The following is a 22,634-nucleotide window of genomic DNA, read 5'->3' as shown; positions in this document are numbered from 1 at the left end:
TGCACATTAAACAGCATGTGGAATATGTAACGGACTGAGGGGACGCTATTTCCGCCCAAACCGTGGATTTCACACCGGATTTCTACTCATAACGTCTTTGGAGTCCGTTATTTTCTGGAACCTGTCGGTTACTGGGAAATAACGTCTCTGGGGTCCGTTAGCAGACGGAACAGGGAGCATTTCGTGTATACAACTTATTCTAAAAGCACACACAAATTACTTTTGCGCATCAAGAATAAACATCGAAGCATCTTGTCCCATGAATATCTTACTTCCGGTATAAAAAGTTTTGGATTGGATATTCCCATACCCGATTTTCGTCATCTTGCCGGTTAACTCATCTTGCTGGAATCCGTTATGCACGAGATCTGAAGCGACATTTTCATTTTTATCAAAATCAACGATCAGCAAATGTCCCCCTTCATTGAGAACATCATATAATCTTGATAAAACAAGTTCATAATCAGCAATGTGAAGCAAAACCTGAGCCATAAAAATATAGTCCACACGCAAATCCGATAAGTCTTCCTTTTCAAAATCAAAGCATAATGTATCTGCATTTTGAATATTGAACTCGGAGATTTTTTGCTTAATTTGATTAATCATATTTGGTGAGGTATCAAGAAAAAGCACGGAGTGAAAATCGCCCAGAAGGTTCATGCCAAGGAGACCGGTTCCGCTCCCAAAATCAATAGCCGTCTTGCCTTTTGCATCTACTAAATATTCACGAATGGCATCAGAGGATACCTTGGCAATCTGAATTCTTTCAGGAGTGTCGTATGTGTTCGCTATCATTTCAAACTTATCTGTATTTCCCATTCGTATCTCCCCCATCTGCTTAGATCAAAAACCTGAACCCTAAAAACTTACCCTCACTTAGGGGAGGGTTCACCTGGATTTATCTCTGAGCGATCTACTCCGTATAGCTCATTCATATGCTCCATATGAGCCGCTCCCCAATCATTCATGGCCTGTAGCACTGTACTTAAACCTTTTCCGTAATCCGAAATCGAATATTCTACCATTGGTGGGATTTGGTTATACACTACGCGAAGTACAATATCGTTGTACTCAAGCTCTCTTAATTGCTGGGTGAGCATTTTTTTGTTTATATCGGGGATTGCTTTTTGCAGCTCGCTGAATCTCATTGTACCGTTTGAGATCAATTGCAGCAGAATAGCCGGCTTCCACTTTCCAATTAAAATATCCAGAGCTGATGTAAATTTACAATATTCTTTCATTGCAACCTCCCACTTCTCTTTGCTCTGTTTAGGTAACTTTTTATTTACCAGGTTTAGAAAAAGTGCCTACTTCCTTCATTCAAGCACTACAGCTTATTATACCTTTAGAAAATATGAAAAATAAGGAGGTTGGCATCATTCATGAATATCGCATTATGGATCGTACAAGGACTTGCAGGCATAGGGTTTGTCTACTCAGGCTGGTTGAAGGCATTTCAGTATGAACAAGCCCGCGCATCTTGGGGTTGGGTCAAAGACGTTTCCAAAACGCTCGTCGTCTTTATCGGGTTAGCAGAATTGCTTGGGGCCCTCGGAATCATTCTACCTTTAGCGTTGAATACCACGCCTATATTGACGCCAATTGCTGCGGTTGGACTTGCCGTGACTGTTTTATTCGGTGCTCTATTCCATATTACACGCAAGGAATATCGGGAAATTGGCGTGAATATTGTATTCTTCGCGTTAGTTGTATTTGTTGCTATAGGCCGTTTTTAATCGGCGTTATGATGAAGTCTCTTCGAAATCCTCATTCAGTAGTGGATATAGCCTATGGGGACTTGATGAAGTCACTTTTTATTTTACCCTTAAAAGCGATACGGCTCCCTGCGCTGTCTGTAACGGTAAGTATTGAAAAAGGACCACCCTTTGCGGGATGGCCCTTTCTTTTATAGATCAAGTTTACTGACTAACGAATTTTCATTCGATCACTCATCTGGCGACAGTTCCCGCATGGAGGGACTCAACAGTTACGTGCTTTATCGTGAGCGGCGACTAATGGTACCAAGTAGCTCCCCCGATTGCTATGTACTCTGCACAAGAACCATTTTTCGTTCTTATTCCCCGCAGTAAAAACGATACGCTGCCACCTTTTCAAAAAAAGGTACGAAAAAACCGGTTCATCACCGGGCACTTTCCGCGCCTTTGCTCGCTTGCCTAAATTAATGCGTCGAAATGGCCTTCCGAGTCTACCGTCGCGGTCCGGGGATCGGTCAGACCGATGCCCTTGAGACCTCCCATTCCTTCATTTCGCCAGAGGGGGAGGTGATTTTGAAGCGGAGAAGCCGGTACAAAATTCACGCGGGTACTACTCCCGCTTTTCTGTACGAGTTGGGACTCCAGCAGCCGGATTTGCCGCTGCAGCTGCTCCCGGCGATACGGAGTCTGCATCTCACTTCCCTGCGCCGCGTTCACTTTATCCAGTTCCATCATCAGCCGGTTTCGCTGTTTCTCCAGGGAACTGACATCACTCTGTGTACCACCGTAGGCCGCAATGTCCTGTACCGGACTGATGCCTGCTACTGTCTGTGCCGCCATGATCTTTCCCTCATTTCCTTGGCTCCACTCCAAATCAGCCAAATTCGAAAGTTCTAATCATCTTCATTACCCGGCCAGCCCCGTCATGACAACATCACAGCCGCAATTGGACAATAATCGTCGTATAGTCTCAGTCGGCCGCTTGTTTCGACCATACCAAAGACCTACCGAAGGCTGGCTAAAGTCCCTTCAGAACTCCCCTGCTCGTCCTTCAACCGCAGCAATACAAAATAACAGACACTACTGTTAGTACAACCTAGGGTGCACCAGTAAAAATGAACGCCACAGAGAGTATAGATAATGATGCTTCGAGCACCGTCTTGGAGAATAAACCGCCGATTGTGCCGGCTGCTGTGTATAGAATAATCGACAGGATGATTGCTGCCAAAAACGCCCATATATTAGCAGGCTCATAGTCCAATATGCACGTAGAGATAGCCAGAACAACAGCAGACATGACAAAGACCAAACTGCTTTTACCGATCAGAACATCCTTTCAATGAGTAGGCATAATCATCATATGTATTCGCGGAAAGGCCGCTTAGGCGGATGCCCATTTTAAATATGCGCCCGACGTAAATTCAAACTTCACAAAAAAAGAGCCGCACCATCATCCGGTGCAACTCTTTATCCGTAATTCAATCTTCAAGCTCAGTATAAATTTGAAAGGTCACGCCGAATTTGTCCGTTACATCACCAAACCCAGGGCTGAAGGGTTCTTCTTTAAACGGCATATTGACTTGACCTTCTTGCCGCAAGACTTCATATATCCGCTTGGATTCTTCTACATCATTCGTTGTAATGCAGATGGTGACGCGTTTCCCGTTTTCAGTAGGCGAACCGCCTGGAGTATCCGATAACATGAGCTCCGTTACTCCGACCTTTAGCTTGGCGTGCGCTACAAGACTCCTCAGATCGTCAGTGAACGTGCTGGGCATGTCAGGCATTTCACCGTAAGTCACCATGGAGAGGATTTCTGCACCGATGGCTTATTCATAGAACTGAATGGCTTCCTTTACCCGGTCCTCCAAAGTAATATAAGGGGTAAGTTTTACCGTCATAAGATTGTTCCCTCCTTAAATTTAGATTTATTTCGATGTGGTTCATTAGTATAGACGATCCGGCCACCGTAAAATCATCGGCATTTGATGAGCTCCGCAATCGTTGCTTTCGGCGTGCCGCTTTCTTCTCCTTGCCTGGCTGCTTCCCGCTCCAAAGCCTCCCATGACCAGGCGGAGAGGCTTGGCGCATGTCCCTCGCGAGTAGTATATAGCGTACAGTAATAGTAACGTTCGCCATTATCAAAAAGAGCGTGAAAAGACGTTCTGACAGCATCGACAATCGTAACGCCAGCGTCTCTATTTCTTGCATCGGCTTCATGACCATGGCCCTCCTTTCCGTTAGTCGATCAGCTCAGGTTATTTAAGAACGCTCGTCAATCAGCCGTTCCAGAAACTCCGCAAATGTTGAAGCATACACGTCGATCAAATCATTCATGAGATCATAACACATGACCGGAAATTCTCCCTGATTATCTCTAGCAGACGTATCAAAAAAATAAAGCTCGTCGCTATCCGGCACGAACAAGTCCAGTCTGTGGGGAAACCGCCTTACCCACCATTCCTCAGTTAAATTCAGTCTGTGTATATAAAGAAGGTCGCCGTCGTAATACTCTCTGTGTTCGGGAGCAGCGATGGCTAGAATATTCCCGTCACCAAGCCCGGCATCACCATAATGAATCAGCCACCAGCGATAAGATGGCGGGAGGAGGAATCCTAATTCCTCTTCTACTTCCGCTATCCAGCTCTCTTCCGCACCATGACCAGGAAACCATTTTACAGCGGAAGTTGTTTTCAGTTTTTCTGCCAATCGCTCATACATAATTTTTATCCTCTCTTCCCACTAGATGAGTTTATTATACGTTCAGGTTGTTCCTGGTAAACTGTATTCCGCTCTTTTTACCGGATTAAAGTGAACAGCACAGAGGTAAGCATCCCAAGAACCTTTTTTGGCAAAGGCAGCGTTATTACGTATAATCGCCATAAGAGCTGTGCATCAGAGGAGGATCTATGTTGAACAAGAAGTCACTCATTGCAAGATGGAACCATGACCAGCTTAATGAATTGAGTCGGATGCTCGCCGCTGTTACAGGCAAACATAATCTGCATCGAAAAGACCGCTCTTTTCCATCCTCCCCCTATGGACAAAATGAGGCTGGACTAGAGGATTACCAGGGAGTTACCCTGACCGAGAGCATACAATACCTTACAGTACAGGATGTCGATCTGTCTTATGCACGTTTCGATGATTCTGCAAGCTTGAACACCTCAACCTTTACAAATTGTTGCTTTGACGGGGTCAAACTGAATAGCAGATATGTGACGCATACCTTCAGCCACTGTTCTTTCCGGGGAGCAAAGCTGAATAATGCCAGGATCAGCAAGGAGTTTATCGATTGCGATTTTACAGGCTGCAATTTAAGTAAAGCGATAGCGAACGATGTATCATTCACACGCTGCCATTTTTCCAACGCCAATTTTCGCGGTGCTTTATTATTGTATTGCCGGTTCGAGGAATGCAGCTTTGATGGAGCTTTCTTTCAAGACGGCTCGTTAGCCGGAAGCCGCTTTACGGGAGGGACAGGTTTGCTCCCTGTTTGGGGAAATACGATACTGGACAATGTCAAAATCCAGGAATGATGTCTGTTAGATCACTAATCTATTTTAATCGCCTTGATATCAAGCTCGATTCTCACTTCATTTCCGACGACAATTCCGCCTTTTTCAAGGTGTGTGTTGAATGTCAAACCAAATTCATTACGATCGATACTGGCGGTTGAATTGAATTCCTGCATGCTCCCGGCCGCGGGGGTCTCAGTTCATATTGCCGTTCGCCAGCAGGGACGTAGCTGGTGCTCTGAAACGTAATGGCTGGATACTTGGCAACATGAAAGAATTCGTCGCTCCTCAGGTGTTCATCTCGTTGCCGCTGGCGGGTTGTGATACAGGTGGACAATCAAAACTATTTTAGTCACCAGTAGTTAAACACAGCTAATTCTTTAATTTCCATTGAACTCTCCTAACTATCATGTGAATACAATATGCTGCTATCTCTATACCAGCCTACTACCATTAATCATAAATTAAGCGCTACAGTTAAGCTAGACTACAGCAAAACGCACAAGCGAGTGGCTTGTGCGTTTTGCTTATACCGGCTTTATCTGTTAATAAATCTTGTTCAGTAGCCCAATCACTTCATCAAGAGTGAGACCAAAGGATTTGTAGTAGTAGGTGTCGCTCTCCATTTGCTTCAGGACCATTTCGTTACGTATCCGCAGCATCTCACCCCGCGAGAATTCAGCTACAAAACATCCTTTACTTGTTACCATATTGATCAAACCGCTCCGCTCAAGTTCCTCCCAAGCTTTCTTAACAGTGATGACACTAAACCCCTCTAAGAATTATCATCTCTTACAATCCTTTCATCCCCTCTCAACGCACTTCCTCATACAAAGCCGAATCAAGTCCCTGAACCAACGGTGTCCAATCCCCTGTCGTATATAGCAACAGCCGATGCATCGCACGAGTACATGCCGTATAAAAATGCTTGCGTTCGCTCTCTCGCTGATACGTTTGCGGAGATGCATCATAGATCAGCACGGCGTCGAACTCAACGCCTTTAGCCAAATATACAGGAAGCACCGATACTCCTTTCTCGAAACGCTGGGTCTCCTTCGTAATGAGCCGCAATTCTGCGCCTCCCTGCGCCGTCAACGCTCCGTACGCTTCTCGGCTCTCGGCTGCGGTTTTAGTAATTACAGCGATGGAATCGTAGCCTTCCGCTTGAAGCGCTGCAAGATCCTGCAGAATGCGGGTTGCTCGCTTTTCCACAGTATCCGTAACCACTAGCGAAGGCTTCTCGCCGCTTCTATTAAAAGGTACAATCTCTTCGCCCGGCAGCAATGATTTCGTAAACTCCACAATTTGCCGAGTGGATCGATAGCTCTGAACAAGCCGGATCAGGCTCGTGTCCTCCGGACCATATAGACCGATTAGCGGCGAATTGACATCATGCAGCTGCGTAGCTTGCGGAAAAATCGCTTGCCCAAAGTCGCCAAGCACGGTCATGCGGGCACGAGGAAACAAACGTTTGAGGAAGACATACTGGAACGGCGAATAATCCTGGCCTTCGTCAACGAAAATGTGCCGCACTACGGTGTTCGTCCGCGTACCTTCGAGCAGTTCTTTTAAATACAGGAACGGAGTTGCATCCTCATAAAAAAGCTCATGCCGGCTCAGCTTCTCCTTCGTTTGTCGACAAATCTCTGACCAATGCTGAGGCACTTCGGCCTCACCCGTCATCTGCAGATATAGCGCTTCATCTCCAAACAGTTGACTGTAGAGTCCAATCACATCAATAAACTGGAGTCGCTTCACCTCCCGCCGCAGCGGTTTGAAATGCGCCTTCACAATCATCCGGCGCAGCATCTCTTCTTCCTGTAAGGCAAAATCGAAGATTTCCTCTTCACCCTGCTCTGTCTCCGGACGATCTCCGTAGAGATCCACATACTGCTGCGTAAAATCAAAAACCGCCTGTTCCCGCTCGTACTTCTTACGGAGCATGCTGTAGGCTTCCGCATATTGATCTGTATCGAGGTAATCCAGTTCATCCTGCACCCACTCCGCTTCCTGCTCCTGTCCCTCAAGCGACGCCAGCTCTTTCAACAGCCATTCCTGCAGAAGCAACACGCGATTCATCAACCGGATGGAACTGTCATAGCTGTAGAATTGAGCTTTCATTTGTTCAGCGGTAATCAGCTCACGATCCCGGAAAGTGATACTTTGGAACAACATACCTTCCTTCCCTAGCCAAAGCGCATAGTTCTGGAGTGCATGCAGAAAAGCCTCGGAAGCTTTATACTTCATACTAATCAGCCTTGCTTCAGCCCCCTCGGAACCCGCCGCTGTCAGTACACATTCAATCTGTTCGAACGGATCTTCCAGGGTCATCGTGCCGCCCAGCCAATACGCGAGGTATTCCTGAAAGGTCGTCTGCTGCATATTCTCCTCACCAAGCTCAGGCAGAACAGTCGATACATAGCTGTTGAACATCGGATTGGGCGAAAAAAGTACAATCTGGTCTGCACTGAGCCGCTCCCGGTGCTTATACAATAGATAGGCTACCCGCTGTAGCGCTGCAGAGGTTTTGCCGCTCCCCGCCGCCCCTTGCACAATTAACATATGGCTCTTATCATCGCGGATAATGACATTCTGTTCCTTTTGGATTGTCGCCACGATGCTCTTCATTTGATTATCCGCACCCTTTCCAAGCACCTGCTGAAGCAATTCATCCCCGATCGTTACGCTTGTGTCGAACACATTCTGAAGCTTACCGTCCCGAATCTGATATTGCCGCTTCAAGGTCATGTTCCCGGTGATTTGTCCGCCCGGTGTGTCATACTGAGCAGCCCCTGGGGAGTGATCGTAATACATGCTTGCAATGGGGGTGCGCCAGTCATAGACCAGAAAATCCAGGCCATCTTTATCGATAAAAGAGGATACCCCGATATAAACTTCCTCACTATGCTTCAGGCCGTCCCCATGAAAATCAATCCGCCCGAAGTACGGTGACGGCAACAGACGTTTCATACTTTTATAACGCTGCAGCCGTAATTTATGACTGCGCTCGCGCTCATTCAACAGCGCTTCTTGCTGCTTGATGCTATAGAAGGTCTCTTCGAAATCTTCGTCCGTACTCGTATTGACCGTAACTTCCTCCCAAAACTGCTTGCGTATGTCCACAACCTGATCACGCAGTCCGCTCACTTCCGGCTCCACTTCAGCGATTCTCGACTGTAATTCTTCCGTAACGGCATCCAGCCGTTCCTGTTCTTGCTGCCAATCCTTACCGTTAATCATCTCCTGAACACACTCCTTTTCGTTACCGTTTGAGGATGAAAAAAAGACATTTGACAAACCCTGAGTCACCATGGTAAGATTAATGTGTAGATAAGATGCAATACTTATAACTTATTACATAAAAGTTCAGTAGTGATCTAACTATATCATAATGCTTAAATGGACGCAATCCATTTATTCAGCGAAAGAACCCGCGAAATTCGTCGGGTTCTTTTTTTGTTATCCTGAGAGTTAGAGTCATTCTGAGAATTCCCTCTTTCACCCCTCCGATTTTCCACTATTTATGATATAGTTCTATTAAATTCATTGGTACTAATTATTTGATAAAGTGAGTGAGCAGATGAAAGTTTCAATTGAAGAAATAAGCCAAGACCAGGAAGAGGAAATTCTCATCCGGTGCCATGAGGTCGATGAAGAAATAGACGAAATCGTAAATAAGCTACAATCAGAGAACCTCACTGTGCTTGGACATCATAACGACAAGGTTCATCGGATCAAACTAAGTGAGGTCTATTATTTCGAAGCCGTAGACGGAAAGGTGTTTCTCTACAGCAAGGACGATGTTTTTGAGGTAAAGCAAAAGCTTTATGAATTGGAGGAATTGTGCAAAGAAAAGAGCTGTTTTCGCGCTTCCAAATCAACGATTTTGAACATAGCTAAGATTTCAGTGATTCATCCGACCCTAAGCGGCCGATTCCAAGCGGTTCTGGATAACGGTGAACGCGTGGTGATATCCAGGCAGTATGTGCCTGTGCTTAAAAATATGCTGGGATTGTAAGAGGGAGAGATACCTATGAAGCTTTCCGAATTCGCAAAAAATATTATACATAGTTTCTTGATGATTTTCGCATTAATCATCCTCATCATTACGGTATTACGAACCATTTTTTATCCCGGTCTTGCCTTTGACTTGAAGTCTATTTATATCATCATGGCCTTTTCACTTTTAGGGTCATTAATGAACATTATTTTGTATTCTTCTCATGATTTAAGCGAGCAGCAGATGCGTGTAAGAATTATTATTCATTTCGGGGCTTTAGAATTGATCTTGATTTCCCTTGCTGCTGTCCTTGGTTTTGTGAATAATGCCTTACAAGTCATCATTATGGCATTAGAAATTGCGGTAATCTATGTTATAGTTCGTCTGCTATCGTGGCAAAATGATAAAAAAGAAGCCAAAAAAATCAACGAGAAATTAAAAATGATGCGGTGAGCGGATAGCTTATCGCTCTTTTTTTGCAACTTATTCCCCTGTAGCTACAGCTTATTGTTTTTCTATATACTTCCTTCTATCCGTTTTTTATGATGATGTCATAAAAAATGAACGCGAACTCGAAGGGAGTAACAACGATGGAACTATTGATATTTTGTTTTGCTGTGATCTTAGAGATCGCCCTTGCAATTTATTGCCTGATCACGAAGCACAACCATCAGAAATTAAGAAATTGGGCTAGAATAGCTATCTTTGCTGTCTTTACCACACTTACCTTGACCTCAATCATCATGTGGAGTTTCCGCTGGGTGTTGCTTGCTATACTGCTGTTCCTACCCGCGGCATTTAGCGCGGTTTCTCTTCTCCGCAATAAAATAACTACCAAAGCCTACAAAAGCACGCGGATTGTCAGAAAAGCAATTGTGATGATACTCACGTTGATGCTGGCCCTTGCACCTGCACTTGTTTTCCCCCAGTATAAACCTCTGAAAGTAACAGGTGAATATAAAGTCGCAACCGCTACTTACACCTACATTGACAACAACCGGATTGAAGAATTTAATGACACGGGGAAGAACAGATTTGTTAATGTGGAATTTTGGTATCCCGAGCATGGGAATGGCTCCTTCCCACTTTTGGTGTTCTCGCATGGTGCATACGGAATTAAGTCAAGCAATGCCTCTACCTTTACTGAACTCGCAAGCCATGGTTATATCGTAGTTTCTATTGATCATCCCTATCATTCCTTCTATACAACTTCAGAGGATGGGTCAACTGTTATGATCAATAAAGAATTTTATCAGGAAGTCAACAATGCCAACAAAGATGGTATTTACACGGTAGAACAATTCTATGAACTCTTTCAAAAATGGATGAAGCTGCGGACAGATGACATGAATTTTGTCATCAATACGATCCTGCAAAAAACCAAAAGTGATCCTAACCCACTTTATAAACAAATTAACACGGATAAAATAGGTGTGTTCGGACACTCCATGGGTGGTGCAGCAAGTATTTGGCTTGGCAGAGAGCGTGGTGATGTGAGTGCCGTTGTCAATATTGATGCCCCGATGTTCAGTGAGTTGAATTACGATAAAAAGACTAATGACCTCGTCGCAAGTGGCCAGCCCTACACAACACCCGTTCTTAATATTTATTCTGACGATGTTTGGAAACAGCTTGATAACGGATCTGCTTATGCAGCTAATAAAGTAGCGGACTACAACTTCTCAGAGATCTATACCATTCATTTTCAAGGTGCCAAGCATTTAAGTCTGACGGACTTACCGTTGTTTTCCCCTCTACTGGCCAATATGCTTCAGGGCGGAACAGCAGATATTGATACGCATTACTGCATTGAAACAGAAAATCAAATTATTCTTAATTTCTTTGATTATGTATTAAAGGGAGAGGGCACATTCACACCTAAAGCTACCTATGGGTTAAAATAGAAGAGAGAGACACCAACCCTGCTATCACATAAGCTGCACACTTGGGAGGACACCTTGAATGATTGATGCTCATATTCACCTTGAACAATATGAACCGGAGTTTATTACAAGCACACTGCGTGAGCTGCCCGGCGCGGGCGTCGAAGCGTTACTGGCCGTCTCCATGAATTACGAATCCTGCCTTCGCACGGAAAAGCTGGCCGCTCAGTACCCCGGAATTGTCCAGCCAGCTTACGGCTTCCACCCGGAGCAGCCTGTGCCTTCACCGGAGGAGATCGCCTTGCTGCTGGAATGGATTGAAGCCCGTGCAGACAGACTGACAGCCGTAGGCGAGATTGGGCTGCCCTATTATACGCGGGCAGAAGCGCTCGAACGCGGCGAATCTTTCGAGATGGCGCCATACATTGCGCTGCTCGATAAGTTCTTGGAGCTGGCGGCGCGCCTTCGCAAGCCGGTTGTGCTGCATGCCGTGTACGAGGACGCCATGATCGCTTGCGATCTGCTGGACAAGCACGGCATTACCCGGGCCCATTTTCACTGGTTCAAGGGCCCGGAAGAAGCCATCGCACGGATGATCCAGCGCGGCGATTATATCTCTTTCACGCCCGATCTCCTGTATGAACAGGAGATCCAGGATCTGGCCCGCCGCTACCCGCAGGAGCTGGTGATGGCGGAGACGGACGGCCCTTGGCCCTTTGAAGGGCCATTCACAGGCCGGACCACCCACCCGGCCATGATCCATGACGTGGCCGCTGCTTGGGGGGCATTGCACGGCTATTCGGAGAGCCGGGCTAAAGAAATATTAACCGCAAACACCCTGCGGTTCTATGGGTTGTAACGCCGCTAAGACAAGAGAGGCGTGACGAAAGAGGGAGTTGCCTGCGATCGGCAACTCCCTCTTTTGTCATACAGTATAATTCCAATGCTACTCGCGCGCAGATAATTAGCTTATTATACGTTTCAATATTAGTTGGTGCCGCCCTATTACCATCATGTTTTTACTCCTGAAAACGTTCCGGGCCGTCCGTGCACATAATAGCGATGTCATACATACTTTCTCTTGAAAGATTCCATCAACAAACTTTCTCCGCAAAAGCAGAAATACAAGTGCAACAAGCAATCTGAGTAATACTTGCAACAATACTCTACACTCTATTCTCCTGCAAAATCCCCTGCGGAAACAGGGATATTTGCCTCTTTCGCTGCAGGCCATAGCACCCGCTGCAACAGAAAACCTAGCAGCCCGATCCCCGCAATAACGATCCCGAAATTAACAAAAATGGCGCCAGGGCCAGCATTTTGTACTAAAATTCCTCCAAGCAATGGGGCGATAATCATAACGGCACTTAGAATGGTACTCTGGATGCCAAATATCCGGCCGATGATGTGCGGCGGCGTCTCTTTTTGCAGACAATAATTAAAGGTGATCATCGCCATCCCATTCCCCAGCCCCAGTAGTCCCCCCATCATTAGTACAGGAAAAAGCCCAGCACCCGGCGAGAGGAATCCCAGTCCAGAAAACGCTGCTCCAATCAGTATATAACTACAGCCCATCTTCCAACCGTATCCAGCGCTAGAGTTCATCTTGTTCATCACCATAATCATCAGCAAAGCTCCTGCACCCGAAGCTGCTACCATCCAGCCCAGCATCGCCTCCTGCTCTGGAGCAATGATCCGGAATAAACTAGTGAACTGAAAATCAATCATCTGGATCGCCAGCGATCCGATAAGACCAAATATCATGGTGCTCAGCAGTAAGCGACTGCGCAGAATAAAACTCCAGCCTTCACTCCACATCTGGCTAAGCGGAATTTGTTCCTCCGGAATATCCGAATGCCGCTTCTCTGCAATAGCCCCAGCATTTTTGACAGTGAGCAGCAGCAGGTAAGATCCGGCTCGCAGGCAGGCATTGAGCAAGATACACCATTGGGGCGAAAGTACTGACAACGCCAGCCCGCCGAGCAGCGGACCGGCAATCTTGGAGCTTTGATTCACGATCCCATTCAGAGACGTAGCCTGTAGCAGTTGGTCCTCCCGCACAATGCTGCGAGTCAAGGATTGCTGAGCGGGAACATTTAATGTAGAGAGTCCCGCACGCAGCATCAGTAAGGGGAGCAGCCACCACATATTCGGGGCCAACAGCACCAGAACAGTCAGGATGGCGGTAAGCAGATCACAGATGCGCATCAGCTTGAGCTGGTTCAGCCGGTCAGCAGCCACGCCTGCTACCGAGCCCAGCACAATGCCGGGCAATGCCAGCGATACCGGGATCAACGCAAGCATCAGCGGGCTAGCCTGCCAGCGATAGCCCACAAGCACCTGAATCGCGAGTGCATCGAACCAGTCACCGAAGGTCGCAGTAGCGTAGGCGGTGTAGACGCGCAGGTATACTTTATTGCGCAATAGGCTTGGTTTGGCTTGAGATATAACTTGCATAAGACATTCCTCCAGTTGCTTGAATGGATCCAATTGATCCTAGTGTCAAAGTAACAGAGGAATGTCAGAGAAAGATCAGAGGGGATGAATTGCTCCACGAATAATGGCCTCAAGCGGCCTTAACCATCGGTCCAGTCCCCGGGCCACTTGTTCCGCTTCGAACATTTTCCTGTATTTATCCTGTAGAGCCTGGGGAAATGAAAAAATCACCCCACAGTTCACGATTCGGTGTAGTCCTTGCAGGAATAAGGGGACAAACCCTGAAATCTCCAGGATCTGCAGTCCCTCATCCAGGAGCGCTTCACCGTCACGCCAATTCTTTTGCCGCAGCTTCCATAATCCCTTGGTGATGTTGTAACTGCCACTCTCACGTAGAAAAGGCCTTGCTCTCAGACGCTCCTCTATGTCTCCCAGCATTGCTGCCACTTGTACGTCAGGCGTTCCGGCCGCCAGGTGAACGAACATCTCGCTTATAGCTACTGGTAGTTCAAAATTCTCGTACTCCGGTTCCTGGATGACTGTATAGGTGAGTTTTAAGCGTTCCAGTGCTTTATCCGTCTTCCCAACCACGGCATAAAGATCAAGTATATTCAGGATTTTCAGTTCCTGATGCTGAAACTGTGGCAAAATCTCACGTTCAAGCATTAACTCACAGCTAGCCAACCGATCTACAGGATCGCCAGTAAACATGAAGAACAGCATCAAAGAGTAAAGCCGATCCCTCAGCGGGGCTTCAGTTGTGTGCAGCAGCCATTCCAGATCACCTTGTACAAAATGAACGTAGACAGCATAAAAAGGGTCTAATTCATAACCGAGCACATCTTGCTGCCGCGCCAGGGTCTGCATAGATATGCCCTGTCCATATTGATGATATTTCACGAAAACCTCTCGCATTGTCTCATGCAGCGCTGTATCTTGAATGGATGGAGGAATGAGCGATCCGGCGGTATCTATTACTGCCAAACTGTAGCCGAGACCACGGATTGTTCGGATCGTCAGCCCGCGGAAACCCCCTAGCTTTTTACGCAGTCGGTAAATATGATCATCCACCGTCCGTTCCACCGGATACTCCAGTGGCCACACCTTGTCGAGCAATTGTTCCCGGCTGAAGGTGCGCCCTCTATTCAGATAGAGAAATCGCAGAAGGGCGAATTCTTTGGGCAGCAGCTCCACTGTAAGACCTTCGGCACTAACTTTATATTCATTGTCATGCAATTCAAGCCGCATCCAGGAACCTTCCTTCTCACGGTCACTTTATTTGCCTCATTATATCAGTTTGACCTCGCCTCACTCCAGCGAAAATAGGCATGTAACTTCCTTCTCTCCCAAAAAAGCCTCTACATCTGCTGCAATCAGCAAATATAGAGGCGTAAGCCCAGCTTTATTCTTTTATTAGATCAAATCTGATTTCTGCAACAGTCTCTCGATAATCGCAGCTACTTCTGCACGTGTAATGCTTGCTTTTGGAGCCAACTCAGTGCTGCTTCTACCGGAGACAATGCCTGCTTGCAGGCTGTCTGCAATGGCACTCTTCGCCCATTCCGATGCTTGCCCAGCATCTGTAAAGCTGCCTGCCCCGGTTGCTGTAGCTTGTGTTGCCAGCTTGTCTTTCAGACCGGTAATCTTCATAGCCTTGGCAATGATGTTCATCGCCTGTTCGCGCGTGATTTTGTCTGTTGGACGGAAGGTACCATCTTCGAAACCATTGATCAGATTGTAAGAGACTGCGGTTTGGACCGCACTGCTGTACCAAGCTGAATCCCGTACATCCGTGAACGCTGATCCGCCGTTCTCAAGCTTCAGGCCCAGTCCTCTGACCACAATCGCCGCAAACTCGGCGCGGGTAATATCTTGTCCAGGGTTGAACATACCGTTCCCAACACCGTCAATAACCATCCGGGAGCCCATGTTGTTCACTGCATTTTTAGACCAATGATTGTCAACATCTTTGAACTCTACCGGATGCCATACAATGGAGTAGGTACTGTTGGTGAGACTGTTTACCTTGGCAAAATATTTGCCGTCAATAACAACAATTTTGGTTGGTACATGACGGACAGTGCCATCCGGATCGACAACGATTCCGGTAGTGATTCTGTTAGGGTCTACACCATCAGGGATCGCAATCATACGTTCTACATAGGCGTTGAACTTGGAAATTTCGATCGTTTTGTCGCCATGAATAGCTACAACCTTAAATTCAAGCGGTGGTGCAACTAAAGTGAACTGCCCTTTCGCCGCTGAATTCTCTACAACTTTTAACGTTTCCGGAGTAGATTTATCGACTTCAATTAGGACCTTAATATCCTGAAGGGATACCGCTGATCCGAATTGACTCGAAATGGAATTGATATTAATTTGCTGTGCTGGCAATGTATAAGTGGCTTGCTCTGTTTTAAGCTGCAGCACCGCCTGTTTTTGTTCCATCTCCTTGATCATTTGACCTGTCAGTTGACCAATGGCCACATCTGTATTTGTGACCACAGGGATCGTAATCACAACCCCTTGTGGCTCATTCGCCAGTTTCTCTTCCAGCTTGGACTGGTCAACCGAAATTGTAGTAACCGTCTGATTGTTCACTTGCGTGGATTCAGCCGTACCAATCTTCTCAACCTTACCGTTCACAATAATATCCACACCTGTGCTTCCCGGATTAGGGGTGCTAGGAGTGCTTGGCGTGCTCGGAATAGCCGGTGGTGTAGGCGTTGGGTTGTCCCCACCACCAGTTGAAGGTGCGCTTGGCGTTACGGCGTTAGAGCTTGCTGAAGCTGCGCTGCTACCCTCGCTGTTGACCGCTTTTACTGTGAAGCTGTACGTTGTTCCGTTGCTAAGACCTGTAATTGTGATCGGGCTGGCAGTTCCAGTGCTAACGATTTTACCCGCTGCATCCAGAACGTCATACCTCGTAATCTCGCTTCCCCCATTGTCAACTGGAGATGTAAAGAACACTGTTGCTTGACCGTCCCCTGCAGTTGCAGTTACGTTCGTTGGTGCTTCTGGCGCGCCTTTTGGCGTTGCACTAAGCTCATTGGACAGCGAACCTTCTCCTTCCAAGAGGCTGGACCGTACTGCAAAATAATAAGTTGCGCCATTAATTAGGCCTTTTACATCATAGCTGTATACAGAACTGCTGACAGTCGCCGCTTCAGTCCCGAAGTTGCCTGAAACGAGACTATAGTAGATTTTATAATCGGTAGAGCCTTTAACAGGCGTCCAAATCAGGTTAACCTCCGTATTGCCTGCAACTGCGGATTGCAGCACCGGGGGACCCTCTACGATTGGAGTGGAATCAGTAATCGTAATCGCCAATACTTGTGGCGTGCCTGCACTGAATTGGAACGCCAAGTTGGTTGTGCCAACTGGCTGAACAGACAGGTACTCTTTTTTAATAGAAACTGTGCTGCCACTCAAAGTGTAATCTGTGCCTTCGATCAGCACATTGTCACCGTTCTTGATGCCTGTGAATGTGTTGCCGTTCAGCGTCAAGGTGACCGGTATATCCGCTTGCGCTGAAGTCTTCTTATCAAAATTCGCGCTTGTCGGACCAATGTCACTGTTGTTTGGTGTGCTGTCAGTGACGGTCACTATTAATGTCTGCGCTGCACCTGCACTGAACTCGAAAGTTAGCGTTGTCGTGCCTACCGCTTGTGATGCCAGGTACGATTTCTTAATCGCTACTGTGTTGCCTGTTACCGTGTAGTCCGTTCCGGCCACTAATGTTGCTGTTCCGTTCTTAATGCTGGATAGCGTATTTCCATCCAACGTCAGAACAGTTGTTACATCCGCTTGCGCTGAAACTTTCTTATCGAAGTTCCCGGTTGTCGGTGTAATTGCACTGTTCTTCGGCGTGCTATCGCTCACTGTGATTGCCAGTGTCTGCGGGTTGCCTGCGCTGAACGTGAACACGAGATTCGTAGTTCCTTCAGGCAGCGTAGCCAGATACTCTTTCTTAAGCGTAACTACGTCATTTGTTAGCGTGTAGTCGGTTCCTAACACTAGAGCCGTTGTTCCGTTTTTGATGCTGGATAGCGTATTACCTTTCAGCGTCAGCGTTACGCTCACATCCGCTTGTGCAGAAGCTTTCTTATCGAAGCTTCCGGTTGCAGGCGTGATCACACTGTTCTTCGGCGTGCTGTCGCTCACTGTGATTGCCAGTGTCTGTGGGTTGCCTGCGCTGAACGTGAACACGAGATTCGTAGTTCCTTCGGACAACGAAGCCAGATACTCTTTCTTTAGCGTAACTACGTCATTTGTTAGCGTGTAGTCGGTTTCTAACACTAGAGTCGTTGTTCCGTTCTTGATGCTGGATAACGTGTTGCCTTTCAGCGTCAGCGTTACACTCACATCCGCTTGCGCTGAAGTCTTCTTATCGAAGTTAGCGGTGTTTGTGCTTAGCTCACTGTTCTTCGGCGTGCTGTCGCTCACTGTGATTGCCAGTGTCTGTGGGTTGCCTGCGCTGAACGTGAACACGAGATTCATGACTCCTTCAGGCAGTGTAGCCAGATACTCTTTCTTTAGCGTAACTACGTCATTTGTTAGCGTGTAGTCGGTTTCTAACACTAGAGCCGTTGTTCCGTTCTTGATGCTGGATAACGTGTTGCCTTTCAGCGTCAGCGTTACACTCACATCTGCTTGTGCAGAAGCTTTCTTATCGAAGCTTGCAGTGTTTGTGCTTAGCTCACTGTTCTTCGGCGTGCTGTCGCTCACTGTGATTGCCAGTGTCTGCGGGTTGCCTGCGCTGAACGTGAACACCAGGTTTGTGATTCCTTCAGGCAGTGAAGCCAGATACTCTTTCTTTAGCGTAACTACTTCATTTGTTAGCGTGTAATCGGTTCCTAATACTAGAGCCGTTGTTCCGTTCTTGATGCTGGATAACGTGTTGCCTTTCAGCGTCAGCGTTACGCTCACATCTGCTTGTGCAGAAGCTTTCTTATCGAAGCTGGCAGTGTTTGTGCTTAGCTCACTGTTCTTCGGCGTGCTGTCGCTCACTGTAACGGCTAGTGTCTGCGGGTTGCCTGCGCTGAACGTGAACACCAGGTTCGTGACTCCTTCAGGCAGTGTAGCCAGATACTCTTTCTTAAGCGCAACTACATCATTTGCTAGCGTGTAGTCAGTCCCTAACACTAGAGCCGTTGTTCCGTTCTTGATGCTGGATAACGTGTTGCCTTTCAGCGTCAGCGTTACGCTCACATCTGCTTGTGCAGAAGCTTTCTTATCGAAGTTAGCGGTGTTTGTGCTTAGCTCACTGTTCTTCGGCGTGCTATCGGTCACTGTGATTACCAGTGTCTGTGGGCTGCCTGCACTGAATTCAAAGGTTAGTGTTGTCGTACCAACCGTTTGCGCCGCTAAATACGATTTTTCAATTGTTACTGTGTTGCCTGTAACCGTATAATCTGTGCCGCTCACTAATGCTGTTCCGTCGTTCTTAATGCTGGTCAGCGTGTTGCCATTCAATGTCAGCGTAGTCGTTACATCCGCTTGTACTGCAACGTTCTTGTCAAAGCTCGCAGTATCCGGGCTGATTGTTGATGATACAGGTGAAGTCGTGGTCATCACCAACTGTGAATTGCCGGAGATGATCACTTGACCATTCACAGACATCAGTGAATACGCTTGTGCATCTGTTAAATCAACGTTGGCATTCTGCCAAGTCGTTCCCTGATCATTGGAATAATAGACTTCTGGTTTATAGGTACCGGAAACTGCACCAAGTGCATAGATATTATTCCCTTTTGCCCCCAATACCGGTGTCAAACCGAATAAGGAGTCATTCCCTATTACCGTTGGCGCAGACCAGGTGGCCAGATCCGTGCTGGTACGGGAGAACATTTTATATGAGGGATCATAGCCTAGCAAAATATATTTGGTGCCGTCATAGAGAATATCACTGATAGCATCCGTCTGGTTCGGATAGCTACTAGAGCGATTGGTCCAGTCGGTGCCGTCCGGGGATGTCCAAATGCTCAATCCGTTCACATTAGCGGAGTTATCGTAGGAGTAACCCAGCGCAATAAATTGATTGTTGGTGAAAGTCACAGAGAACAACGCCTGAATAGCTTGATTTGGCACGACAGGATCACTCCATGTGACACCATCTGCTGATGTTTTAAGAGAAGGACTCGTGTACCCCTTCGTACCTACCGCTACGAACTTGCCATTTCCAAAAGCGATATCTGAAAAAAGAGTAGAGTCCGTAACACCCGTCTGCACCGTCCAGGCGGAACCGCCCGTGGAAGTTGCTATTGTGGTTTTATCCTGGTTCCAATCGCCTACCGCAACGTATTTACCATTACCGTAAGCAACGGCATTAAAACTGTTAGCTCTTGCCGACACGCTTGCCGGGTTCCAGGAAGTCAGATCATTCGAGGTCCATATTGCCCCGTCGCTTCCTTGTTTACCCACTGCGACATACTTCGAGCCGTCATGAATGACTTCATTATAAGTTCCGCCCCACTTGTAGCTCCAATCGGAGCCGTTGGAAGAAACCATAAGCCCCTCATTGCCAAGACGGAAATACTTCCCGTTGAGGAAGGATGAACTTTGAGTCACGAAAAAATTGTTATAGGGCTGCATGGTCCATGAGTTACCGTCTGTAGACGTGTAAACCGCCCCATAACCATAAGGAGCTTGAAAGCCAAACAAATAATATTGGGTGCCATCGTAGAATCCATTGAACATCTGATTATTTACTTGTGAGGAGTTTTGTTTAAACGGAGCACCCGCTAGCGTAAATGCAGACAAATTTGTAGACGTCCACATATAACCCCAAGGGTCTGAAATGTAGTACTGGTCTTTCATCCAAACCAGCATATTGGTACCGATAGAGGGGTTGCCCTCTGGATTCACCGGACGTGCAGACGTCCATGTCGTACCATTGGTTGTAGAGTAAATGAATCCTGAAGTATCACCAACTGCAAGGCGGTTACCATTATTGCCTACGGTGATTTGTGTTAGCGCTGTCGTAGCATTCAAACCTGTTGGCACAACTGCGGTCCATGTGATCCCATCAGCGGACTTCAGCAGCTTGCCTTCCGTTAGCGCATAAAATGCAGAGACCCCATTATGATCCAGGTACTTCACATTCGTGATTGTTTTGGTCACACCTGAAGTCCGTTGTGTCCAGTTCGTACCATCTGTAGAGGTGAGTATCACACCATCATTTCCGGTAACAACGAACTTTCCACTTCCATAAGCTGCTCCGTAAAAGACAAAAGAGCTGGGATTGCCCACGCCGGTGTAATTAACATCCGCCTGCGTTTTTACATTACTCCAGTTTTCTGCGTCCGTCGATTTGATAATTGCACCATAGTAGCCGACTGCAATATACAGATTATTGCCGTAAGCAATATTGGTCATCGCTGAACTGGGCAAATCTGATTTGCTCTTGGTAATAAAGGTGTCGGGTGCAGCACCTGCTGCGAATGAACCGGGGGGATGAATGCTGTAAAGTATAAATATGCTGAATAACAACAGGCCTATTTTCGCTAACCTTGATGCCGTGAAGCCTTCTCCCATAAGGTAACCCCCAATATTTTTTTCAATAAAATATAATTAGTAAAGAAGCCGTATACTCCTTCCTCTCATGAATGAAAATCAAAACAAACTAGACTTTGTTAAATCAATCCTATATTTCGACAAAAAAACCGAAATTCCTTCACGAATTCGACCTATAAACAAAAATATTTATGATTATTTTCATAGCAATTTCCGATTAATCCGATTGAAAAGCAAATAACCCATAAGAAGACCACTTTTCAAAGGGATTCACCTTACGGGCTAGTGTTCAATGAGCTTATCCGGTTCTATTCTTGACGCCTTTCAGTATGTATGGGTACCATAGGAATAATATAGTTTATATTTTGATTAACCTAACTGGATAACCGTGGCTGGAGCAAAAGAATAATGCACCCTATTGGGTTCTTGCGACATCATAACCAGCTTAGACATAGGAGAGTGAGAATTTGAGTAGTTTGCAGCATTCATTCCAAGAGGTCTTTACCATTATGGAGGCTTCTTTCCCCATCTCGGAATTCAGAACGCGTGAAGCACAGGAGGCATTGCTGAATCATCCACGTTATCGCCTCATTACAGACAAGAATGACACGGGTAGTGTTATAGCGTTTATGGCTGTGTGGGAATTTCCCGAATTCCGCTTTGTGGAGCATATCGCCGTCGATCCGGCTGCTCGGGGCAAAGGTGCAGGGGACAAGCTCATGCGCGCCTACATCGCAGCATCGGAAATACCGGTACTGCTGGAGGTGGAACCACCGGCTGATGAATGGTCCCGTAGAAGAATCGGTTTTTATGAACGTCTGGGCTTCTGTCTAAATACGTATGACTATATGCAGCCACCGCTCAGAGAGGGTCAGGATGACCTGCCTTTGAAGATCATGAGTCATGGCCGTCCTATAAATGAAGATGAATTCAATCACTTCAAAGACACGGTGTATAGACATGTATATAAGGTCTTGCCTATTGTGTAATATGTCTTAGGGGAGCTAGAACGAGGCATGAAAAACAGCTCTCTACTGTCAGAGAAGCCAAAAAAGCCGGCAAGTCTTCGTGTGGACGAAGTCTCCCGGCTTTTTGTTCTTTTAACGTATGATTAGCACCCTACAGGCTCATATGGAGAATAGGGAATGGTTTACCGGAAGGATCCAGCTCCGAACGGCTCTGCTGCACAAAACCGAACTTAGTGTAAAAAGCACAGGCACCTGGATTTTGCTCATTGACATCTACCTGTAGCTTGTCACCCTTCAGGCTGATTGCCTGATTTAACAATCCCTTGCCAATTCCCTGACCATGCACCTTAGGGTCCACGAACAGCATCTCTACCTTCGGTCCATCCAGGCCGATAAAACCCGTCGGTTTCCCAGCCTCGTCTACTGCCATCCACACTTCCACGCTGGTCAGCGCTTCATCACGCACCATTCCATGGAAGAACTGAATGTCCTCCTCCGTCAAAAAATGATGTGTAGCCCGCACAGCCTGCAGCCAAATCTCCACCAGTTGTTCATGCGCTTGTGCTTCATAAGGAATAATCTTCATCGTAATCTGATCC

At 46.8% G+C, this 22,634-nt stretch carries 20 protein-coding genes and 2 pseudogenes; 7 read left to right on the top strand and 15 right to left on the bottom strand.

Features of this window, described 5'->3' with window-relative positions:
• Window positions 1-216 precede the first annotated feature (216 nt).
• A complete protein-coding gene (locus tag HPT30_RS24965; protein WP_175373996.1) occupies window positions 217-819 on the bottom strand; it encodes a class I SAM-dependent methyltransferase in 603 nt (200 codons plus the stop codon).
• Window positions 820-872: 53 nt separating this feature from the next.
• Window positions 873-1,241, bottom strand: coding sequence for a winged helix-turn-helix transcriptional regulator (locus tag HPT30_RS24960; RefSeq protein WP_175373995.1), 369 nt, complete (start codon window positions 1,239-1,241; stop codon window positions 873-875).
• Window positions 1,242-1,382: 141 nt separating this feature from the next.
• Here HPT30_RS24960 and HPT30_RS24955 point away from each other — a divergent pair, with 141 nt between their 5' ends.
• On the top strand, window positions 1,383-1,736 hold the full coding sequence (locus HPT30_RS24955) for a DoxX family protein (RefSeq protein WP_175373994.1): 354 nt from the start codon (window positions 1,383-1,385) through the stop codon (window positions 1,734-1,736).
• Window positions 1,737-2,174: 438 nt separating this feature from the next.
• Here HPT30_RS24955 and HPT30_RS24950 read toward each other — a convergent pair whose 3' ends face one another.
• The 5 genes and pseudogenes from HPT30_RS24950 to HPT30_RS24930 all read right to left on the bottom strand — a co-directional run bounded on the left by HPT30_RS24950 (window position 2,175) and on the right by HPT30_RS24930 (window position 4,436).
• Window positions 2,175-2,555, bottom strand: a complete 381-nt coding sequence (locus HPT30_RS24950) for a hypothetical protein (protein ID WP_175373993.1) — start codon at window positions 2,553-2,555, stop codon at window positions 2,175-2,177.
• A gap of 256 nt (window positions 2,556-2,811) precedes the next feature.
• Complete coding sequence (locus HPT30_RS24945; RefSeq protein ID WP_175373992.1) at window positions 2,812-3,012, bottom strand: hypothetical protein; 201 nt, start codon at window positions 3,010-3,012, stop codon at window positions 2,812-2,814.
• Between the two features lie 181 nt (window positions 3,013-3,193).
• A pseudogene (locus tag HPT30_RS24940) lies at window positions 3,194-3,616 on the bottom strand (VOC family protein).
• Between the two features lie 74 nt (window positions 3,617-3,690).
• Entirely contained in the window at window positions 3,691-3,897 is a 207-nt protein-coding gene (locus HPT30_RS30140) for a DUF4303 domain-containing protein (RefSeq protein ID WP_312876375.1), read from the bottom strand.
• Window positions 3,898-3,977: 80 nt separating this feature from the next.
• Entirely contained in the window at window positions 3,978-4,436 is a 459-nt protein-coding gene (locus tag HPT30_RS24930) for an SMI1/KNR4 family protein (protein ID WP_175373991.1), read from the bottom strand.
• 188 nt (window positions 4,437-4,624) lie between these two features.
• Between HPT30_RS24930 and HPT30_RS24925 the strand changes: the two genes are divergently transcribed.
• Window positions 4,625-5,254: a pentapeptide repeat-containing protein gene (locus HPT30_RS24925; protein ID WP_246317419.1), complete on the top strand. Its 630-nt coding sequence runs from the start codon at window positions 4,625-4,627 to the stop codon at window positions 5,252-5,254.
• 14 nt (window positions 5,255-5,268) lie between these two features.
• Here the strand turns inward: HPT30_RS24925 and HPT30_RS30135 are convergent, their stop codons facing one another.
• The 4 genes and pseudogenes from HPT30_RS30135 to helD all read right to left on the bottom strand — a co-directional run bounded on the left by HPT30_RS30135 (window position 5,269) and on the right by helD (window position 8,473).
• The gene (locus tag HPT30_RS30135; protein WP_246317441.1) at window positions 5,269-5,409 is read right to left on the bottom strand and encodes a YceI family protein; all 141 of its coding nucleotides are present in this window, start codon (window positions 5,407-5,409) and stop codon (window positions 5,269-5,271) included.
• A complete protein-coding gene (locus HPT30_RS24920) occupies window positions 5,358-5,570 on the bottom strand; it encodes a YceI family protein (RefSeq protein ID WP_246317418.1) in 213 nt (70 codons plus the stop codon). Before HPT30_RS24920 ends, HPT30_RS30135 begins: the two co-directional genes overlap by 52 nt.
• Before the next feature lie 208 nt (window positions 5,571-5,778).
• A pseudogene (locus tag HPT30_RS24915) lies at window positions 5,779-6,000 on the bottom strand (GntR family transcriptional regulator); the annotation flags it as partial.
• A 46-nt stretch (window positions 6,001-6,046) separates the two neighbouring features.
• Window positions 6,047-8,473: an RNA polymerase recycling motor HelD gene (gene helD / locus HPT30_RS24910; RefSeq protein ID WP_175373990.1), complete on the bottom strand. Its 2,427-nt coding sequence runs from the start codon at window positions 8,471-8,473 to the stop codon at window positions 6,047-6,049.
• Between the two features lie 340 nt (window positions 8,474-8,813).
• On the opposite strand from helD, the gene HPT30_RS24905 reads away from it, so the two are divergent.
• The 4 genes from HPT30_RS24905 to HPT30_RS24890 all read left to right on the top strand — a co-directional run bounded on the left by HPT30_RS24905 (window position 8,814) and on the right by HPT30_RS24890 (window position 11,975).
• Complete coding sequence (locus tag HPT30_RS24905) at window positions 8,814-9,251, top strand: LytTR family DNA-binding domain-containing protein (RefSeq protein WP_175373989.1); 438 nt, start codon at window positions 8,814-8,816, stop codon at window positions 9,249-9,251.
• Window positions 9,252-9,266: 15 nt separating this feature from the next.
• Entirely contained in the window at window positions 9,267-9,686 is a 420-nt protein-coding gene (locus tag HPT30_RS24900; RefSeq protein WP_175373988.1) for a DUF3021 family protein, read from the top strand.
• 137 nt (window positions 9,687-9,823) lie between these two features.
• Window positions 9,824-11,137 (top strand): alpha/beta hydrolase family protein, encoded by a 1,314-nt coding sequence (locus HPT30_RS24895; RefSeq protein WP_175373987.1) that lies wholly within the window; start codon window positions 9,824-9,826, stop codon window positions 11,135-11,137.
• Window positions 11,138-11,195: 58 nt separating this feature from the next.
• Window positions 11,196-11,975 carry a TatD family hydrolase gene (locus HPT30_RS24890; protein WP_175373986.1) on the top strand — a complete coding sequence of 260 codons (780 nt, stop codon included), beginning with the start codon at window positions 11,196-11,198 and terminating at the stop codon, window positions 11,973-11,975.
• 314 nt (window positions 11,976-12,289) lie between these two features.
• On the opposite strand, the gene HPT30_RS24885 is transcribed toward HPT30_RS24890, so the two are convergent.
• From HPT30_RS24885 to HPT30_RS30125, 3 genes are all read right to left on the bottom strand, one after another.
• Window positions 12,290-13,573: an MFS transporter gene (locus HPT30_RS24885; RefSeq protein WP_175373985.1), complete on the bottom strand. Its 1,284-nt coding sequence runs from the start codon at window positions 13,571-13,573 to the stop codon at window positions 12,290-12,292.
• A 75-nt stretch (window positions 13,574-13,648) separates the two neighbouring features.
• Window positions 13,649-14,800 (bottom strand): winged helix-turn-helix domain-containing protein, encoded by a 1,152-nt coding sequence (locus HPT30_RS30505; RefSeq protein ID WP_175373984.1) that lies wholly within the window; start codon window positions 14,798-14,800, stop codon window positions 13,649-13,651.
• A gap of 165 nt (window positions 14,801-14,965) precedes the next feature.
• Window positions 14,966-21,088, bottom strand: coding sequence for a X2-like carbohydrate binding domain-containing protein (locus HPT30_RS30125; protein ID WP_246317417.1), 6,123 nt, complete (start codon window positions 21,086-21,088; stop codon window positions 14,966-14,968).
• Between the two features lie 488 nt (window positions 21,089-21,576).
• On the opposite strand from HPT30_RS30125, the gene HPT30_RS24865 reads away from it, so the two are divergent.
• Window positions 21,577-22,056 carry a GNAT family N-acetyltransferase gene (locus HPT30_RS24865; protein ID WP_175374060.1) on the top strand — a complete coding sequence of 160 codons (480 nt, stop codon included), beginning with the start codon at window positions 21,577-21,579 and terminating at the stop codon, window positions 22,054-22,056.
• 130 nt (window positions 22,057-22,186) lie between these two features.
• Here the strand turns inward: HPT30_RS24865 and HPT30_RS24860 are convergent, their stop codons facing one another.
• Complete coding sequence (locus HPT30_RS24860; RefSeq protein ID WP_175374059.1) at window positions 22,187-22,627, bottom strand: acetyltransferase; 441 nt, start codon at window positions 22,625-22,627, stop codon at window positions 22,187-22,189.
• Window positions 22,628-22,634: the final 7 nt, after the last annotated feature.

The sequence above is a fragment of the Paenibacillus agri genome, assembly GCF_013359945.1.
GTDB classification, from domain to species: domain Bacteria; phylum Bacillota; class Bacilli; order Paenibacillales; family Paenibacillaceae; genus Paenibacillus_AQ; species Paenibacillus_AQ agri.
The sequence above is the reverse complement of the archived record's forward strand: the minus strand, read 5'-3'. Positions and strand labels throughout refer to the sequence as shown.

Excerpts from the sequence above, each read along its gene's own strand:
- HPT30_RS24885 (WP_175373985.1), bottom strand. The coding sequence starts at position 13,573 with ATGCAAGTTATATCTCAAGCCAAACCAAGCCTATTGCGCAATAAAGTA.
- HPT30_RS30505 (WP_175373984.1), bottom strand. The coding sequence starts at position 14,800 with ATGCGGCTTGAATTGCATGACAATGAATATAAAGTTAGTGCCGAAGGT.
- HPT30_RS24950 (WP_175373993.1), bottom strand. The coding sequence starts at position 2,555 with ATGGCGGCACAGACAGTAGCAGGCATCAGTCCGGTACAGGACATTGCG.
- HPT30_RS24900 (WP_175373988.1), top strand. The coding sequence starts at position 9,267 with ATGAAGCTTTCCGAATTCGCAAAAAATATTATACATAGTTTCTTGATG.
- HPT30_RS24960 (WP_175373995.1), bottom strand. The coding sequence starts at position 1,241 with ATGAAAGAATATTGTAAATTTACATCAGCTCTGGATATTTTAATTGGA.
- HPT30_RS24945 (WP_175373992.1), bottom strand. The coding sequence starts at position 3,012 with ATGTCTGCTGTTGTTCTGGCTATCTCTACGTGCATATTGGACTATGAG.
- HPT30_RS24925 (WP_246317419.1), top strand. The coding sequence starts at position 4,625 with ATGTTGAACAAGAAGTCACTCATTGCAAGATGGAACCATGACCAGCTT.
- HPT30_RS24955 (WP_175373994.1), top strand. The coding sequence starts at position 1,383 with ATGAATATCGCATTATGGATCGTACAAGGACTTGCAGGCATAGGGTTT.
- HPT30_RS24895 (WP_175373987.1), top strand. The coding sequence starts at position 9,824 with ATGGAACTATTGATATTTTGTTTTGCTGTGATCTTAGAGATCGCCCTT.
- HPT30_RS30125 (WP_246317417.1), bottom strand. The coding sequence starts at position 21,088 with ATGGGAGAAGGCTTCACGGCATCAAGGTTAGCGAAAATAGGCCTGTTG.
- HPT30_RS24865 (WP_175374060.1), top strand. The coding sequence starts at position 21,577 with ATGGAGGCTTCTTTCCCCATCTCGGAATTCAGAACGCGTGAAGCACAG.
- HPT30_RS24930 (WP_175373991.1), bottom strand. The coding sequence starts at position 4,436 with ATGTATGAGCGATTGGCAGAAAAACTGAAAACAACTTCCGCTGTAAAA.
- helD (WP_175373990.1), bottom strand. The coding sequence starts at position 8,473 with ATGATTAACGGTAAGGATTGGCAGCAAGAACAGGAACGGCTGGATGCC.
- HPT30_RS30135 (WP_246317441.1), bottom strand. The coding sequence starts at position 5,409 with ATGCAGGAATTCAATTCAACCGCCAGTATCGATCGTAATGAATTTGGT.
- HPT30_RS24905 (WP_175373989.1), top strand. The coding sequence starts at position 8,814 with ATGAAAGTTTCAATTGAAGAAATAAGCCAAGACCAGGAAGAGGAAATT.
- HPT30_RS24965 (WP_175373996.1), bottom strand. The coding sequence starts at position 819 with ATGGGAAATACAGATAAGTTTGAAATGATAGCGAACACATACGACACT.
- HPT30_RS24890 (WP_175373986.1), top strand. The coding sequence starts at position 11,196 with ATGATTGATGCTCATATTCACCTTGAACAATATGAACCGGAGTTTATT.